Source organism: Bradyrhizobium manausense (genome assembly GCF_018131105.1).
GTDB classification, from domain to species: domain Bacteria; phylum Pseudomonadota; class Alphaproteobacteria; order Rhizobiales; family Xanthobacteraceae; genus Bradyrhizobium; species Bradyrhizobium manausense_B.
On sequence record NZ_JAFCJI010000001.1, the window covers coordinates 2,474,943 to 2,491,548 of the forward strand.

At 64.3% G+C, this 16,606-nt stretch carries 18 protein-coding genes; 9 read left to right on the top strand and 9 right to left on the bottom strand.

Annotation, left to right across the window (positions count from 1 at the left end; all coding sequences use genetic code 11):
- Nucleotides 1–22: 22 nt before the first annotated feature.
- Genes JQ631_RS11725 through JQ631_RS11740 form a run of 4 tightly spaced genes read left to right on the top strand, consistent with a single transcriptional unit; the run spans nucleotide 23 to nucleotide 3,700 of the window.
- The gene (locus JQ631_RS11725) at nucleotides 23–1,060 is read left to right on the top strand and encodes an NAD-dependent epimerase/dehydratase family protein (protein WP_212326344.1); all 1,038 of its coding nucleotides are present in this window, start codon (nucleotides 23–25) and stop codon (nucleotides 1,058–1,060) included.
- Entirely contained in the window at nucleotides 1,047–1,868 is an 822-nt protein-coding gene (locus JQ631_RS11730) for a GNAT family N-acetyltransferase (RefSeq protein ID WP_212326346.1), read from the top strand. Before JQ631_RS11725 ends, JQ631_RS11730 begins: the two co-directional genes overlap by 14 nt.
- A 6-nt stretch (nucleotides 1,869–1,874) precedes the next feature.
- Nucleotides 1,875–2,930, top strand: a complete 1,056-nt coding sequence (locus JQ631_RS11735; protein WP_212326348.1) for a dihydrodipicolinate synthase family protein — start codon at nucleotides 1,875–1,877, stop codon at nucleotides 2,928–2,930.
- Nucleotides 2,918–3,700 (top strand): ABC transporter ATP-binding protein, encoded by a 783-nt coding sequence (locus tag JQ631_RS11740; protein WP_212326350.1) that lies wholly within the window; start codon nucleotides 2,918–2,920, stop codon nucleotides 3,698–3,700. The genes JQ631_RS11735 and JQ631_RS11740 overlap by 13 nt, the downstream gene beginning before the upstream one ends.
- Before the next feature lie 128 nt (nucleotides 3,701–3,828).
- Here the strand turns inward: JQ631_RS11740 and JQ631_RS11745 are convergent, their stop codons facing one another.
- The 4 genes from JQ631_RS11745 to JQ631_RS11760 form a co-directional block, all read right to left on the bottom strand.
- Nucleotides 3,829–4,920 (bottom strand): TRAP transporter substrate-binding protein, encoded by a 1,092-nt coding sequence (locus JQ631_RS11745; RefSeq protein WP_212326351.1) that lies wholly within the window; start codon nucleotides 4,918–4,920, stop codon nucleotides 3,829–3,831.
- Nucleotides 4,921–5,167: 247 nt separating this feature from the next.
- Nucleotides 5,168–5,665, bottom strand: a complete 498-nt coding sequence (locus tag JQ631_RS11750; RefSeq protein WP_212326352.1) for an SMI1/KNR4 family protein — start codon at nucleotides 5,663–5,665, stop codon at nucleotides 5,168–5,170.
- A gap of 81 nt (nucleotides 5,666–5,746) precedes the next feature.
- Nucleotides 5,747–6,004: a hypothetical protein gene (locus JQ631_RS11755; protein ID WP_027530832.1), complete on the bottom strand. Its 258-nt coding sequence runs from the start codon at nucleotides 6,002–6,004 to the stop codon at nucleotides 5,747–5,749.
- Between the two features lie 77 nt (nucleotides 6,005–6,081).
- Nucleotides 6,082–7,035, bottom strand: coding sequence for a DUF2778 domain-containing protein (locus JQ631_RS11760; protein WP_249160597.1), 954 nt, complete (start codon nucleotides 7,033–7,035; stop codon nucleotides 6,082–6,084).
- A 190-nt stretch (nucleotides 7,036–7,225) separates the two neighbouring features.
- Here JQ631_RS11760 and JQ631_RS11765 point away from each other — a divergent pair, with 190 nt between their 5' ends.
- Complete coding sequence (locus JQ631_RS11765) at nucleotides 7,226–7,666, top strand: DUF1810 domain-containing protein (protein ID WP_212326354.1); 441 nt, start codon at nucleotides 7,226–7,228, stop codon at nucleotides 7,664–7,666.
- Nucleotides 7,667–7,766: 100 nt separating this feature from the next.
- On the top strand, nucleotides 7,767–9,848 hold the full coding sequence (locus JQ631_RS11770) for a methyl-accepting chemotaxis protein (protein ID WP_212326355.1): 2,082 nt from the start codon (nucleotides 7,767–7,769) through the stop codon (nucleotides 9,846–9,848).
- 14 nt (nucleotides 9,849–9,862) lie between these two features.
- Here JQ631_RS11770 and JQ631_RS11775 read toward each other — a convergent pair whose 3' ends face one another.
- The 3 genes from JQ631_RS11775 to JQ631_RS11785 form a co-directional block, all read right to left on the bottom strand.
- The gene (locus tag JQ631_RS11775) at nucleotides 9,863–10,843 is read right to left on the bottom strand and encodes an acyltransferase family protein (RefSeq protein ID WP_212326357.1); all 981 of its coding nucleotides are present in this window, start codon (nucleotides 10,841–10,843) and stop codon (nucleotides 9,863–9,865) included.
- A 106-nt stretch (nucleotides 10,844–10,949) separates the two neighbouring features.
- Nucleotides 10,950–11,540: an NADPH-dependent FMN reductase gene (locus JQ631_RS11780; RefSeq protein WP_212326359.1), complete on the bottom strand. Its 591-nt coding sequence runs from the start codon at nucleotides 11,538–11,540 to the stop codon at nucleotides 10,950–10,952.
- Between the two features lie 52 nt (nucleotides 11,541–11,592).
- Nucleotides 11,593–12,540, bottom strand: a complete 948-nt coding sequence (locus JQ631_RS11785) for an AraC family transcriptional regulator (protein ID WP_212326361.1) — start codon at nucleotides 12,538–12,540, stop codon at nucleotides 11,593–11,595.
- A gap of 304 nt (nucleotides 12,541–12,844) precedes the next feature.
- On the opposite strand from JQ631_RS11785, the gene JQ631_RS11790 reads away from it, so the two are divergent.
- Genes JQ631_RS11790 through JQ631_RS11800 form a run of 3 tightly spaced genes read left to right on the top strand, consistent with a single transcriptional unit; the run spans nucleotide 12,845 to nucleotide 15,475 of the window.
- Nucleotides 12,845–13,981: a DUF2336 domain-containing protein gene (locus JQ631_RS11790; protein WP_212326362.1), complete on the top strand. Its 1,137-nt coding sequence runs from the start codon at nucleotides 12,845–12,847 to the stop codon at nucleotides 13,979–13,981.
- On the top strand, nucleotides 13,978–14,298 hold the full coding sequence (locus tag JQ631_RS11795) for a PilZ domain-containing protein (protein WP_212326363.1): 321 nt from the start codon (nucleotides 13,978–13,980) through the stop codon (nucleotides 14,296–14,298). Before JQ631_RS11790 ends, JQ631_RS11795 begins: the two co-directional genes overlap by 4 nt.
- 55 nt (nucleotides 14,299–14,353) lie before the next feature.
- Nucleotides 14,354–15,475: an HD-GYP domain-containing protein gene (locus JQ631_RS11800; protein ID WP_212326364.1), complete on the top strand. Its 1,122-nt coding sequence runs from the start codon at nucleotides 14,354–14,356 to the stop codon at nucleotides 15,473–15,475.
- 44 nt (nucleotides 15,476–15,519) lie between these two features.
- On the opposite strand, the gene JQ631_RS11805 is transcribed toward JQ631_RS11800, so the two are convergent.
- Both JQ631_RS11805 and JQ631_RS11810 read right to left on the bottom strand, forming a co-directional pair.
- Entirely contained in the window at nucleotides 15,520–15,723 is a 204-nt protein-coding gene (locus JQ631_RS11805) for a hypothetical protein (RefSeq protein WP_212326365.1), read from the bottom strand.
- A 134-nt stretch (nucleotides 15,724–15,857) separates the two neighbouring features.
- Nucleotides 15,858–16,535 carry a nitroreductase gene (locus tag JQ631_RS11810; protein ID WP_212326366.1) on the bottom strand — a complete coding sequence of 226 codons (678 nt, stop codon included), beginning with the start codon at nucleotides 16,533–16,535 and terminating at the stop codon, nucleotides 15,858–15,860.
- Nucleotides 16,536–16,606 lie beyond the last annotated feature (71 nt).

The window sequence follows — 16,606 nt, forward strand, 5'->3', positions numbered from 1 at the left end:
AGAACTAACGAAGGACCGCCCCATGCTGCTCACCCGCCAGACACTGCCGAAGACCATCCCCGATATCGCGGCGCTTGACGATCTGCTGTGCCGGCCGACCCAGGCGCTGATCGACGATCTCGCCAAGGTCGAGGGCGACATCATGATCTTGGGTGTCGGCGGCAAGATGGGCCCGACGCTGGCAGGGCTGGCGAAGGCCGCCGCGCCGGATCGCCGCGTCGTCGGCGTGGCGCGCTTCAGCGAAGCCGGCGTGAAGGAGTGGCTGCATGCGCGCGGCGTCGAGACCATCAATTGCGATTTGATGGACGAGAAAGCCATCCAGGCGCTGCCGAAAGCACCCAACATCATCTTCATGGCCGGCCGCAAGTTCGGCGCCGAGGGTGACCTGTCGCTGACCTGGGCGATGAACGCGCATGTCCCGGCGCTGGTCGCGCAAGCCTTCCCGTCGTCGCGCATCGTCGCGTTTTCGACCGGCTGCATCTATCCATTCGTGCCCGTCGACGGCAAAGGCTCGACCGAGGACATGGCACCGAACCCGCCGGGCGAGTACGCCCAGTCCTGCGTCGGCCGCGAGCGCATGTTCGAGCACTTTTCGCGCAGGTTCTCGACACCGGGGCGACTGTTCCGCCTCAACTACGCCATCGACATGCGCTATGGCGTGCTGCACGACATCGCGACGAAAGTGCTGACGGGCACACCGATCGACGTCAGCCTTGGGCACGTCAATTTCATCTGGCAGGGCGATGCCTCCGCGCAGGCGCTGCGATGCCTGGCGCATTGCACCGCGCCGACCTCGCCGATCAATGTCAGCGGCCACGAGATTCTTGCAGTGCGCGATCTCGCCGCGAAATTCGGCGCCCGCTTCGGTCGCGCGCCGGTGCTATCAGGCAAGGAAGAGCCGACGGCGTGGCTGACCGACACGTCGAAGTCCGTCGAGCTGTTCGGCCAGCCGGTCGTCGATACCGAACAGCTGATCGCCTGGACTGCAGACTGGGTTTCCCGCTCCATGCCGAGCCTCGGCAAGCCCACCAAATACGAGGTGCGCGATGGACGCTACTGACGGGCCGGCCGTCATCAAGCTCGGCGTCGAGGACGCGATGGCCGGGCTCGTGCTCTCGACGGAGGCGCGCTGGAACCAGACCGAGGACGACTGGCGCGTTTTCCTGCACGACGGAATCGTGTTCGGGATCCGCGACGGCATGCGGCTGGTCGCCACCGCGGCGCTGCTGCCCTATTCCGGCAACAACGCCTGGATCAGCATGGTGCTGGTCTCAGGCACCCACCGCCGCCGCGGCCTGGCCACACGCCTCGTCGATGCCTGTCTGGAGACGGCACGCACGAACGGCTTGACGAGCTGGCTCGATGCCACGCCCGATGGCGCCGCCGTCTATGGTCCGCTCGGCTTTGCGCCGGTGCTGCAATTGCGCCGGCTCAGGCTGGTGAATTCAGACCGCGCGTCGGCGCAGGCGCCGGCGGCCGCGACGCTCGATTCCCTTTGTACGCGGGACCGTCGCGCCAACGGCTTCGACCGTACGACCCTGCTCTCAAAATTCGCGCAGCGCTCCGGCTCGCGCATCGTCTCCGCGAACGGTGCCATCGCGCTGGTCCGTGAGGGTCGAACCGCCCGCCACATCGGCCCGCTGCTTGCAGATAACGCTGCCGCCGCGCTCGCCCTGGTCAACGCGATCGCGCAATCGGAAGGCAGCCCGCTCCTGCTCGACGCCGTTGCCTCGCAAACTGCGTTCCTGGAAGGATTGACCGCCTCGGGCTGGACCATCGAACGGCCGTTCCAGCGCATGCGGTTCGGCTCCGCCACCGCCACGGGCGAGGAAGTGCCATTTGCCGTCGCCGGCCCTGAATTCGGATAGGACATCATGCACCACAGCCAGATCAACGCCGACATCCGCAAGCTGATCGCCGAGGGCACCGTGATGCCGGCGCATCCCCTCGCGCTCACCGCCGAGCGCCAGCTCGACAAGCAGCACCAGCGCGCGCTGACGCGCTATTACATCGACGCCGGCTCTGGCGGCCTCGCCGTCGGCGTCCACACCACGCAGTTCGCGATCCGCGACGTCGGCCTGTATCGCCCCGTGCTCGAGCTCGCCGCCGAGACCGCAGCGAACTGGACCAGGCGGCCGCTGGCGATGGTTGCCGGCCTTGCCGGCCCGACGAAGCAGGCAGTCGCCGAGGCCCGCACCGCGCGCGACATCGGCTATCACGCCGGCCTGCTCAGCCTCGCCGCGATGAAGAGCGCCTCCGAGGACGAGATCATCGTGCATTGCTCGGCGGTCGCGGCCGAAATTCCGCTGGTCGGTTTCTACCTTCAGCCGGCCGTCGGCGGCGTGATCCTGTCCAGCCGCTTCTGGCAGCGCTTTGCCTCGATCGACAATGTGATCGCGATCAAGATCGCGCCATTCAACCGCTATCGCACGCTCGACGTGCTGCGCGGTGTCACCGCCGCCGGCGCGCTCGACCGCGTCGCGCTCTACACCGGCAATGACGACCACATCCTGCTCGACCTGATGCTGCCGTTCGACCTGCGCGACAAGGGTGTCACCACGCGCACCTATTTCAAGGGCGGCCTGCTCGGCCACTGGTCGGTCTGGACCGCAAGCGCCATCAAGCAGTTCGAGCGTTGCAAGGCGGCGCGGCACAAGGACAGCGTGCCGGCCGATCTGCTCGCGCTCGATGCCCGCGTCACCGACTGCAACAGCGCCTTCTTCGACGTCGCCAACAATTTCCACGGCTGCATCGCCGGCTGCCACGAGATCCTGCGGCGCCAGGGCCTGATGAAAGGCCTGTGGTGCCTCGATCCGAACGAAGGTCTCAGCCCCGGCCAGAAGGACGAAATCGACCGCGTCACGCGCGAGCACGCCGACCTCAGCGACGATACATTCGTGGTGGCCAATCTGGATAAATGGCTGGCATGAGCTCAAAACCCTTCATCAGCCTGCAAGGCGTCCGGAAAGTCTATCGTAGCGGCGGCGCAGAGTTTCTGGCGGTGTCCGACGTCACGATGGACGTGCAGGAAGGTGAGCTGGTCTCGCTGGTCGGCCCGTCCGGCTGCGGCAAGACCACGGTGATGAAGATTCTGGCCGGCCTGCACGGTGCCGATGGCGGCACTGTGAAGATCGGCAACGCCGAAAGCCCGTTCGATCCGAGCCGCGACATCGGCATGGTATTCCAGCAGGCCCTGCTGTTGAAGTGGCGCACCATCCTGGACAATGTGCTGCTGCCGGCCGAGATCGTGGGACTGCCGATGAAAGCCGCGCGCGAGCGAGCCCATGACCTGCTCAATCTCGTCGGCCTCGCCGGCTACGAGCAGAAATATCCGCAACAGCTTTCCGGCGGCATGCAGCAGCGCACCGCCATCGCGCGCGCCTTTATTCACGATCCCAAGCTGATCCTGATGGACGAGCCGTTCGGCGCGCTGGATGCGCTGACGCGCGAGCAGATGAATCTGGAGATGCTGAGGATCTGGCGCGAGAGCGGCAAGACCATCATCTTCGTCACGCACTCGATCCAGGAAGCCGTGTTCTTGTCTTCACACTGTGCCGTGCTGACGGCAGGGCCGGCGAAGATGGCCGACTATTTCCCGATCGATCTCCCCTTCCCGCGCGACCTGCCGCTCAAGACCACGGACGCATTCGGCGTCTATGCACGGCGGATCTATGCGAAGCTGGGGTTGGGTGCGGCGTAAGGCGCTCTCCCGCTTGTCATTCCCGGGCGCGACGAAGTCGCGGGCCCGGAATCCATCAGGCAGCAAGACACGCGGAAAACGGACTCCGGGTTCGCGCCAAGAGGCGCGCCCCGGAATGATGACGTCCGTCAGCTCTTGTTGCGCATCTTGCTGAGCAGATAGTTGTCGTAATAATTCTCGGCGATCTGCGTGTAGAACAGCAGCTCCTTCATATACGCGTCGTGGCTGTCCTTGGTGCGCTTGAACAGATCGCTCTTGGCGGCGAGCTCGTTCAGATGCTCCTGGGTCGCGTTGTAGCAGGCTTCCATCACCGGCTGCGGGAATGCCTTCAGCTCAGCGCCGTTGGCGATCAGTCGTTTCAGCGCCGCCGGATTCACGCTGTCGTATTTCTCGAGCATCCAGGCGCCGGCCGCCGAGGCCGCCTGGTTGACGATCGCCTGGTACTGCTTCGGCAGGCTCGCCCATTTCTCGTCATTGACGATCATGTGCAGCATGGCGCCGCCTTCCCACCAGCCCGGGAAGTAATAGTACTTCGCGACCTTCTGGAAGCCGAGCTTCTCGTCGTCATAGGGACCGACGAATTCAGCGGCATCGATCGAGCCCTTCTCCAGCGCCGCGTAGACGTCGCCGCCCGCGAGCTGCTGCGGCACGATGCCGAGCCGCGCCAGCACATGGCCGCCCATGCCGGCGATGCGGAATTTGAGGCCCTTGAGGTCGTCGACCGTCTTGATCTCCTTGCGAAACCAGCCGCCCATCTGGGTGCCGGAATTGCCGCAGAGAATGGCGTGCGCCTTGAACGGCTTGAGCGCCTCGTTGGTGAGGTCGGCGCCGCCGCCGAACGCCCACCAGGATTCCTGATGCCGATGGTTCATGCCGAACGGCACGCCGGTGGAATAGGCCAGCGCCGGCTCCTTGCCGATGTAGAAATAGAGCGGCGTCTGCGCCATTTCGACCGAGGCGACGCTGACGGCATCGAGCGCCTGCAGGCCGGGGACGAGCTCGCCGGCGGCGAAGGTCTGGATCTGGAATTTGTTGTCGGTGGCGTCAGCGACGTATTTCGCAAAGGTCTGCGCCGTGCCGTAGATGGTTTCCAGCGATTTCGGGAAGCTCGAGGTCAGGCGCCATTTGATCTCGGGCGCGCTCTGCGCGATCGCAGGTGCCGCAACCAGCGTCGTCGCGCTGGCGACTGCGCCGCCTTTGAGGAATGTACGGCGTTTCATAATGAGCTCTCTCCCTTGAAATCGGGCTTGAAATGGATGGCGTAAGCCACGGTCTTCGCGGACCATTTGCCCGTTCCAGCCATGCAGTTCAAGCCATGATGAGGGAGGAGCGCCCTGCCAAATCGCCGGTGCGACGCAGCCCTATCCGTCATGGCGAGCGCAGCGAAGCAATCCAGACCGCCTCCGCGGAAAGACTCTGGATTGCTTCGCTGCGCTCGCCATGACGGAGTATGAGCGCTGGATCGGCTTACGCAGCCTCCTCGTACAGGCCCGCGATAAAGTCGCCGAACGTCGGCGTGAGCGCCAGGACATAGCCCCATTTGTCAGACATCGCTTCTGCAAGCGTCCACGGCCTGTCGTATTCAGCGACCTCGTGATCGATGAACCAGATCTGGCCGAAATGCGCCTTGTCGATCGTCATGCAGATCGGATTGCCGCCGTGATCGCTCATGATCCATAGCAGTTCGTCGACGGTAGGCCATTGCGGAGTCTCACGCGTCCGCACCAGCGAGCATTCGTCGCTTCGCAGTCCGAGCACCTCCTGGACCGCACCGGCCCAATGCCCTTGCGGCCAGTTGAACTCGGCCGAACCCTGGAAATAGCCGCCGGCGCTGGCCAGCACGAATTGACGATAGTCATCCGGCAAGCGGCACCCGTGCGTTTTCTCGAACGACGCGAGCGCAGCTTCGGTCGGCGGCTCACCGGCGGCGCTATCGACTCCGGCGATGAATTTGGCGATGTGCATGCATTCTCTCCACGGCGCGTCCAGGCGCCATGGCTTCGTCGCGGCCGCAGGGAAGCCGGTTCGAGGAGGAGAGAACTTTGCCTAGAGCAGCTTCGCGCTCACGAACAGCGCGCGCACCGCGTTGGTCGCCTGGACCGCGAGCATGGCGTTGTCGGCCGCGCCTTCAAGTGCATGGACGGCGTCGTCATGCAGCGAGCGGAATTCCATCCACTCGACCGATTTGAAATTGGTGAGGAATTGATAGGCCTGGCCGACAGTCGCGATCGCCAGCGTGTCACCGTTCAGCTTGATCTTGAACGTCGTGCGCAGCGGGGTCTCGGAGCTTGCTGGATCACTCATGGGCTGCTTCTGAACGACAACGGCTTAACGAAGGGAAAACGGCAGCCCCGCCGCAGGCAAACGTCAGACATCGACGATCAGGAATCGGTGCTGCCGCGCTGCGAGGCGGTCGTCGCACCGCTCAGGCTTGGCACCACGACCAGGCGGTTGAACTCGCCATTGTCGTAGGCCTTCATGAAGCGATCATAGTCCTTGATCGAAACGCAACCGTTGGAATCGCCGCGCGGTCCGAGCATGTAGGTGTGGGTGAGCAGGCCGACGCGGCCGAGCGCGCTCGTGCCGTCCGTCGGAGTCAAACGCAGCGCCCGCACGCCGTGGAACAGCTTTTCGCGCGGCTTCAAATCGTAGGTCGCAGGCGGGGTCGCGCCGACCATGCGCTGGTCGACATGGTCAGGGTCGTCCATCAGCGCGCCCATTCCGGAATGGGCCTCGAGCGCGACGCCGCTCGGCAGGTAAAGCGCCTTGGCCTTGATGTCATAGACCGCCGTGCGCGAATCGTAACCGAGCGCGGCGAGATCCGGCGCCTTGCCGAACAGGCCGCTGTCAGGTGTCAGCGAAGCCAGCCTGATCTTGTCGGTGAATTTCTCGAAGAAATTGCGATTGTCGACGCGGGGATTGCTCTCGGCAAAGGCCTGGCTGGAGGCGATCTGGGCGCTGAGATCCGCCTGCACGGGCCGCGAGCGCGGCATCGGGACAGCGTCGGCGCGCTGCGAGGATTTCGCAGTCTCGTCGGTCGGGGCCTGATCGTTTTCGGTCAGGGTCGAACGCCAGTCGTCGCCTTGGAGCTTTTGGGCGAGCATCGCCTTGGCATCGCGCAGCTTGAGCTGGACCGCATTCAGGGCGGAGCGCTCCATCGTCCGCAGGCCAAGCTCTCGCGCTGGCGGATTGCCCGACAGCGAAGCGAAGCGATCGTCGAACGAGGGAGAGTTGGCCGGCGGAAGTGCGGCGGTGACCAGCGGCGTCGAGTCGCCGATATCAGCGACCCACGCAGCGGCGCCAAGCGCCAGCGCGATGGCGGCCATAGACAGCAGTATCGTCTCGGCTCGCCCAATACGGCGGCGCGACAACAGCCTCTCGGCGCTTGCGCGGTCGGAAACCATTAGATCCCCAAATCGACCCCGGGGGACCCAACCCCCACCCGGAGACTCTCTATACCAGCTACCACATTGGGAGCCAAAAGTTAGGCATAATCGCGGCCGGCAAGCCTTCGGGAGGTATCCAATGACCGATCCTTTCGATCTAGAGCGCTTCCTGAGAGCCCAGGAGCCGGTTTTTCGCGCCGTTTTGGCCGAGCTGGCCCGAGGCCGGAAGCAGAGCCACTGGATGTGGTTCGTCTTCCCGCAAATCACCGGCCTCGGCTTCAGCGCCATGTCCCAACGCTACGCCATCGGCTCGCGGGCGGAGGCCATAGCCTATCTCGCCCACCCCGTCCTCGGCCCGCGACTGATCGAATGCACCCGCCTCGTCCTCGCCGTTGAAGGACAGACCATCAATTCGATCCTCGGCGCACCCGACGATGCCAAATTCCGCTCGTCGATGACGCTGTTCGGCGAGGTCGCCGACGAGCCCGCTTTCAACGAAGCGCTCGCCAAGTATTTCGCCGGCGAGCGCGATGATGCGACGCTGGATATCCTCGCGTCTCTCGATCGAACGACCAGCTGACCGCGACAACGGCCGCCCCAGCGTAAACCCGCGATTAATACGCTCCCCTTATTTTTCGGAGAATATCTTTCTCTCCCCTGCGCCAATTGCCGGAAGAATCATGAAAATCGGTACGCTGCTGACCACCGCCATCGTCTCGCTCTCGACCGTCGGCGGCGGCCTCGCCGTCTACGTTGCCGTGACGAAATACCAGACGATCGAACGGATCACCGAGGCGCAGGGCCGGCTCGCGATCGTCCGCGCCGCCAGCGACATCCCGCGCTACCTCAACCCCGAGCGCGGCTTCGCCACCAACATCCTCTACGGGCCCGCGACCGTCGACCCGGCACAGCTCGCCCAGCACGACAAGCTGCGCAAGCACACCGACGGCGCCCGCGACAAGATGAACGCCCTGCGCAAGGAGCTGCCGGGCTCGTTCGACGACGGCAACACCATCGGCAGCAACATCGACGCCATCAATTCGAAATTCACCGCGCTGCGCGAAGCCATCGACAAGGCGATCGCAGGCCCCGCGGAAGCGCGCAAGGATGCCGCAAGGAAGGTCGTCGCCGACAATGCCGTGCTCAACGCCGGCATCACCGCGCTGCTCAACGAGCAGGTGCGCCGCATGGCGATCCTGAACGGCGATGCCTACCGCCAGGCCAACAACGCCAATATCGCCATGACGCTGCGCGACATCGGCGGCCTCAATGCCAGCGTGCACAAGAACCTCGTCGGCAGCAAGAAAGTCGCGAACGACGCCGAGAAGGCCGATATCGCCCGCATGCAGGGACGTAACGATCAGATCGTGATGTCGCTGATGGAATTGCGCGGCAATCCCGCGACCCCGGCCAATGTCGGTGCCGCGCTCGAGGCGCTGAAGTCCGGCTATGTCGAGGAATTCGGCCACGAGCTCAAGCTGGTCAAGGACGGCGCCGCCAGCGGCAAGTATGAGCACGACGTCGAAACCTATTACGCGGCCTCGCAGCGCGGCTTGGGCACGGTCATCGGCGTCCGCGACGCATTTTATGACAACGCCGAGCAGATCCTCGCCGGCGCGTCCGCCGCCGCACGCACCAGCTTCACGATCGCCCTGATCGGCCTGCTCGCCGTGCTGATCGCCAGCGCCGGCCTCATCGTGATGGTCCGCCGTCGTGTCTGCGCCCCCATCGTCAGCCTGACGAGCCGGATGTCGCGGCTCGCCGATGGCGACGTGGCCGGTGATATCCCCGGCGCCGCGCGCTCCGACGAAATCGGGGCGATGGCTGCAGCCGTCCAGGTCTTCAAGGACAACATGATCCGCGCCGACAAGCTGGCGGCCGAAAAGCAGGCCGAGAACGACGGCAAGATGCGGCGCGCCCAGGCGCTCGACGAATTGACCCGCTCCTTCGAGGCCAAGGTCACCGAGCTCGTCGGCGGCCTGTCGCAGGCATCCTCCACCATGGAGAGCACCGCGCAGTCGATGACCTCGACCGCAGCCCAGACCAACAGCCAGGCCGCAGTCGTCGCGGCCGCCTCCGAGCAGACCTCGAGCAACGTGCAGACGGTCGCCAGCGCGACGGAAGAGCTGACCTCGTCGATCGCCGAGATCGGCCGTCAGGTCGCGCAATCGACCGAGATCGCGGCCCGCGCCGTCGACAACGCCCGCCGCACTGGCGACACCGCGCGTGCGCTCGCCGAGGGCGCGCAGAAGATCGGCGACGTCGTCACGCTGATCCAGAGCATTGCCGAGCAGACCAATCTCCTGGCGCTCAACGCCACCATCGAGGCCGCCCGTGCCGGCGACGCCGGCCGTGGCTTTGCGGTGGTTGCGTCCGAGGTGAAATCGCTGGCCGGCCAGACCGCCAAGGCCACCACCGAGATCTCCGAGCAGATCACGGCGATCCAGGCCGCGAGCGACGAGACCGTGAACGCGATCCGCAACGTCGCCGATGTCATCGCCGAGATCGACCAGATCGGCACCGCGATTGCGGCCGCGATCGAAGAACAGGGCTCGGCGACCAAGGAAATCGCCCGCAGCGTCCAGGAAGCCGCCCGCGGCACCCAGGAAGTCAACACCAACATTTCAGGCGTGCAGCGCGCCGCCGACGACACCGGGACCGCCGCGCAGGAGGTTCTCGGCGCCGCCGAGCAGCTCTCGACCCAGTCGCGTGACCTCGCCGGCCAGTTCGACCGCTTCCTCGGCGAAGTCAGGGCGGCTTAGGGCGATCAGCGGCGTCAGGCGGGCTTTGTCACCATCCGCCTGCGACCAACCTCGATGAAAGGCACTTCGACGAAGCGCCACATCAGCCAGGCCGCCGGCGTCGTGATCAACACCCCCGCCAGGAACAGGATCGCCGCGCGCGCAACCGGCTGCTGGTCGAACGGCAGCAGACGGGCCGCAATGGCAAGCCCGATCATGTGCAGAAGATAGAAGCTGTACGATATACGTCCGTAGTACCTGATCACATCGAGATCGAACGGCCGCAGTACGGCAAGCGTGCGCGGACCGAAGGCAGCAAGGCAGATCAGCACAGACGCGCAAAGCGTTTCGAACGCGATCGTGACCGCGGTCTGCTTCCGGATCGCGACGATGAACATGACGGCAAACGCAGCAGAGGCAACGAACGTCGCCCGGGACGGCTGCAAATTCGATTGCGATGCATCGCTGAGCACGGTCCCGCCCGATTGCATCAGCAGGCCGACGACGAAGGCGTAGAGCGGCGCAAGATTGGTGGCGCCGTCCAGCAAGTGCACATAGGGGCCCCAGAACGAGAGCCCGACGAGAACGGCGACCAGGATCCATACCGGCATCGGTCCGTGACGCCTCAGCAGCGCATGGGACATCAGGATCACCGGAACCGCGACGCACTCCACGGTCAGCGACCACATGACCCCGTTGATGTCGCTCTTGATGAGAAGCGCATTGAGGATGACGTTGAGCGGATCGAACGAAGGCGGCCCTAGGCCCATGTAGAAGCCGAAGCTCTGATGAGCCAACGTCAACAGCAGCACCGTCGCGATTGCGGCCGGCAGCAGCCTGAACAGCCGGTGACGAACGAAGGTGAAAGTATCAGGATCCCGATCGAGCGACCGGGCGAGCAGGAATCCGCTGAGCACGAAGAAGACGACGACCGGCGCCATTCCGGTAGCAATGGTCTCCCACGACATCGCGCAGGCATGGAACGCGACCACTGACAGGGCCGCATATCCACGCATCGCCTCAAGTCGCGGCAGAAATGCCGAATTTCGATACAATTCCATCAGGCTGAACGATTAGCCCAGCCGATCATTCCCGGCAACCGCGGCCGGCCCCGCCACGCGCTCAGTAAGGTGGCGCCTTGCGGGCGCGTTGCGCCTTCGCCGCCTCGATCCACCAGAGGAGATCATCGGCGAAGCGCGGGAACGACCGTTCCAGCGCCTTGCCGCCCTCGCCGATCGGCTGGCTTTCGGCCGACAGCGTCTGCGCGATCGGGCCGACACCGATCGTGCTCGAGATCACCACCATGCCCACTTCCGACAGTGTGCCGTGCCAGGCGGTCGAGGCGCGCGCGCCGGACAGGCGGCCGGCGGAATAGCTCACGATCGCGGCCGGTCGCCAGAACCACTCCTCGAGGAAATGGTCGGTAAGGTTCTTCAAGCCCGGCTGAATGCCCCAATTATATTCGCCTGTGACGAAGACAAAACCGTCGGCGCCGCGGATCTGGCCGGCGAGCTTCTCCAGCGCCTCGGGCGCCGTACCCTTGGGATACTCCTTGTACATGCGGTCGAGCATCGGCAGGCCGATCGCCTTGGCGTCGATGAACTCGACCTCCTCGCCGCGGCCGCGCAGGCGATCGATGACGAAATTCGCAAGACGAATGCCCATGCGGTCGGAACGATAGGAACCGTAGAGGACGAGGATGCGGTTGCTCATGGCGGCAGGCTAGCACGAAACGGCGCGCCGGGGCCCCAGCCGATCTGCCGCGCTATCGATTTCGCCCGAATTCCAGCGTCTGCGAGGGCGTCTCGCCGAACTGGTCGCGATAGCTTCGCGAGAAGTCGGACAGATGCCAGAAACCGAAGGCGAGCGCGACGGCCTTGACGCTCTCGGCGCCGGCGAGCAGCCGCTGGCGCACCAGCCAGAGCCGGTGCAGGCGCAGGTAACGATGCAGGCTCATGCCGCGATAGCGGCGAACGACGTCGTGCAAGGTTCGGACGGACAGGCCGAGCTTGCGCGCGACCTCCTCGCTGTAGATCGGCTGGGCGAGATCGTCGGACAGCAGCGCGCGAATGTCCTGGAAAATCCTGAAATTGCGCTCGTCGTTGGGACGCAAGGTCCAGCGCGCGGGGACCACGTTGTCGAACGCCTGGTCGACGGCCCCGAGCAGAGATTCCTTCATGGCCGCAGCCTTCAGGCTCATCGATGCCGTGTCGGCCGGTTCCGAGGCGGCAGCCATCACCTCCCGGACCACACTTCGCAGCCGGTTCAAACCGGCCGCGGTCGTTTCGAATATCTTGAAGGTCGAGGCGGCTCCCGGCCAGCCGCGATCCGTCACCTCCGGCCTGAACACCACCGAGGCAATTTGTCGCTGCACCTCCTCGATCGTGGTGTAAGCGGCTCCGCCGCTGCCAACGACGATGACGGGACGGGCGCGCTGCGAGCCATTGAAGCGGATGGGCACGTTGAGGTCGTCCATCGTGAAGCCGATCGCCGTGCAATTCTCGACGAGCTGTGCGTCCACCACGCGAGGAAACGCGCGCGTCAAATTCACGTCGCAGCCGGGCAACGACAGGATGGTCTGCTCGGACGAAATTCTCCGTACAAGCGGCGTGAATTCGAAATTCAGGCCTCGTATGGCATTCCGAAATTCATCGGCGTCGGAGAAGCGAAATGTCTTGGGCGCCCACCCAGGCGCATCATCAATACTGTTCATGGCAATATGAAACGGCGCGTCGCAATCGATCGATGCGCGTCCGGCGACGGTGCCGGTTTCGATTCCCCCCTTTCGGCTGTCCCGCTAGACCGAAAGAATCATCCTGACCTGTCCCGACAGTTGGCGAGGGTCCCGCCCAAAGGACAAGCCGGCGCGTCAAGGCTCGCCAAATTTCGATATCGTTTCCCGCGCCTTTGGCGGTGCAGCCATACCTGAGCCGTCAGGTGTATAATCCAAATTAACGCCTTTAGCGCGCAATAGACGCTGTTCGTTAGTTCATTTTTCTGGATTTCAGGCACCTGCCATGATGGCAAATTCGCCTGCCGATATGCTTGTCGAGTTGGAAGAAGCGGTCGCAACCTGCTCGCCGGAGCGATGCGCTCGCATCCTCTCGGGCATTGTTCGCCTGATCGCATCCGGCAGCGACAAGTCGCAGGAATTGCTGGTCAATGTCGCCGATCGCGTGCTGCTTCGGTTGACGGAACGGGTCGCGCCCGCCGCACTGATCGAATTGAGCGAGGCGCTCGCGGGATTGAATGTTGCACCGCAAGATACGTTGCGCCACCTGGCATCCCATGAGGATCCGGCCATCGCGCGCCCAGTCCTGCTCAGATCGCAGGCCCTCTCGACTGTCGACCTCGTAGCGGTCGCGACCTCCTGCGGCGAAACGCATCAGCTCGCGATCTCGGCCCGTGACCGGGTCGAAGGAGCCGTGGCTGACTCGCTGCTCGCCCATGGCGCGCGCGCGGTCCACCTCGCCCTGATCAGGAATAGCGGAACCCAGTTCTCCGACGCGGCTTTCGCCTTGCTCATCGAGACATGGGCGGCGGACGACGAGATCACGAAGACGCTCGCGCTCCGGCCGGGCACCCCGGACATCGTTCTGCGCAAGCTGCTCTCCGCTTCGTCTGCGCCCAAGGTTGCTCCCAAGCCCGCGGCCAAGCCCAACGCCTCCGTCCTGCCTCCGGCTCAGGGCGCCGCAACCGGCCCGGCGCCTGTTGCGCCGAAGCCGCTGCCCTCCCCGGAGGACTATGCGGGCGCAAGACCCGAGATCGTTGCGCTCAACCGCGTCGGCAAGCTCAACGATTCCACGGTGAATCGCTTCGCGATCCGCGGCGAGACCGCCAATCTGCTCACCGCCTTGTCGGTGCTGTCAGGAACTCCGATCGAGATCGTCGAGCATGTCGTGACCGACGAGGATTGCGAGGGCCTGGTGATGGCCTGCCGGGCCTCGCGCCTGAACTGGGCGACCACGCTGGCGATCCTGAGCAACCGCGGCGGCGCGCGGCTCTCATTCGCCCAGCGCGAACGCGCGCAGCATATTTTCGAAACGGTTCTCCTGTCGACCAGCCAGTGGACGGTGCGCTGGGGGGAAATCGCAGCAGGCGCAAACACGCGCGATCCGGGACATCGCGGCACGGGCATGGGGAATAGCCGATGAAATTCGATGGCCGCAAGGACTCTCGCGTCAAAATGGACCACCGGCAACCCGTCAATCTGATGGGCTCGGACGGCACCTGGCGCCGCAGTTGCGTGCTGCTCGACGTGTCGAACACCGGTGCCAAGATCGAGGTCGAGGGCACACTCGACGTGCTGCAAGCCAAGGAGTTCTTCCTGGTGCTGTCGTCGACGGGGCTGGCCTATCGGCGCTGCGAACTGGTCTGGATCGACGGCACCATGGCCGGCGTTCACTTCATCACAGCGGACGGCAAGAGGAAGTCGGCGAACGCGAAGCCGGCTGCAGCGGAGACCAAGTAGGCAATTCAGAAGGCATCATTACGCTCGTTCAATTCTCATAAAGTCCAGGCCCACCGTGCAGAACGCGCGAACCATCATCCGCCCTGTAAACAACGATAGCAGCCCCCGAGCGGCGCAATCGGTGCGCCCCTTCGTGCATGTGCTAGCCGACTCCTCCCACAAATTGTCGAGCATCTGCGCCGCGCTCGAGCCGCAATTCGCCGTCGCGGGCGAACGGCTCGATGCGGATGCCAAGCTGTCGGAACTGCCTTTTGCCATTGTCATCCGCGCCGAGCTGCGCGACGTCGACAACATCGCGGCTATCAAGAGGCGCTCCGCGCGGCTGGCCAAGGCGACGAAGCGGATCTTCCTCGTCGATCATTCCTCCCACGCCTGCATCTCGCAAGCTTATGCACTCGGCGCGACGCTTGTCCTTCCCGGGCTGCTCAACAAGGTCAAGCTGCTGGCGGCTCTGGCTGATCCAGCCGAGCCGTCGTCGGATTCCGCTCCGGGCTCAGCGCAACCGGACGACGCCGTCGAAACCGCTGCAACGGCGATCGCATCGATGTTCTCCTCCGTCACCCTCGGCCAGCCGCTCGACGTCGACGCCACCAAGGAGGCGGGCCGCAAGATTGCCGACCGCATCACCCAGCATGGCCTGTCCGAATGGCTCACCACCGTGCGGCGGCATCACGAAGGCACGTATCAACATTGCCTGCTCGTCACCGGGGTGGCGATCGACTTCGGACTGAGCCTTGGCGTCAGGCGCGCCGATCTGGAGCGGCTGTATTCGGCAGCGATGTTCCATGACATCGGCAAGGCCCAGATTCCGCTCGCCATCCTGGACAAGCCGGCCCGCCTCGATCCCGATGAGCGCGCCATGATCGAGACGCATCCGGCGGCTGGCTACGATTTTCTGAAATCTCACGACAATATGTCTCCGGAGATCCTCGATGCCGTCCGGCATCATCATGAATATCTCGACGGGAGCGGTTATCCGGATGCGTTCTGCGGAGAGAGCATCAAGGATCTCGTCCGCATTCTCACGATCTCGGACATTTTCGCTGCGCTGATCGAGCATCGGCATTACAAGCCGACGATGCCCCGACCGGACGCCTATAATATTCTCTGCGGGATGACGGGAAAGCTGGAGAAGGCGCTGGTGACGGCCTTCAAGGAGGTCGCACTCTCGCGCTGAGCGCGCGCAAGATCAGCGAGCGGATCATGACGCCACGGGTACGTCTAGTGCGTCGCCCGGTATTTGATGCGGCGCGGGATCGAACGGCAGGCCAGCCCCTCGGCCAGCAGCTTCATATCCTCGTGCTTGCCGCTGCGGATCAGCCTGCTGAACTCTTCAGGGGCAAAAGGAAGGGTGGGATCATCATCGATCGGACGCCGCATCCGCGGACCGAAGAACCGTCGAACCAGGCTAGCCAGCCGCCGCATGTCAATTCCCTCGCGCCAGCAACAAACCCTTCAGTCCGCGTATTGTTCCTCCTGCACGGTGGAGATTGCAAGAGGCGCCAAGGAGTCCGCACGAAAAATTTCGTGAGGGAATAATCTCCTCTGGCCTTTCCCATTCACTCGGCGAAACCGACGTAGCGCACGAATTCGTCGTTGCCCTCGCGATCCGAACGAACGGCATTCGCGGCAAAGTTGTCGTCGGGATAACCCATCGCGACGCAGGTCATGATGACCTCGTCTTCGGGAATTTTCGCAACCTCACGTACGATGTCCGAGCGCATGATGCCCTGCCCGTTGATCACAGAGCCGAGCCCGCGGTCCCAGGCAGCCAGCACGATGCCGTAACAGAGTGCGCCGAGATCGAAATGACAGACCGCACCGGGATCGAGCACGCGGTCATAGGTCAGCACCAGCGAAACCGGCGCGTCGAACTGGCGAAAGCCGCGCAGCACCCAGTCCTGCCGCATCGGCTTGTCGTCGCGTGCAATCCCCATTGCGCCGAACAGCTTCTTGGCGATATCGACCTGACGGGTTCGATGCACGCCCTGGTACTCACCATGGCTGACGATGTCGCGCTTGACCTTGGCGCCGCCTACCATCTCTTCCATATTGCGGCGACGAAGCTCTTCGAGCGGGCGGCCTGTGAGCACATGGACGTGCCAGGGCTGGGTGTTCATCGACGACGGTGCGCGCTTGGCGCTGTCGATGATCGCCTCGACCACCGCGCGCGGCACCTGCTCGTTCTTGAAACCGCGCACGCTGCGGCGCGACTGGACCAGCGTTTCGAATTCCACCTCAAAGACCTCCCTGCCCGTTCATCCGCCGCCTGGCAATTGCAATGCGCGAGCGGTTGCCGATGCGGCGC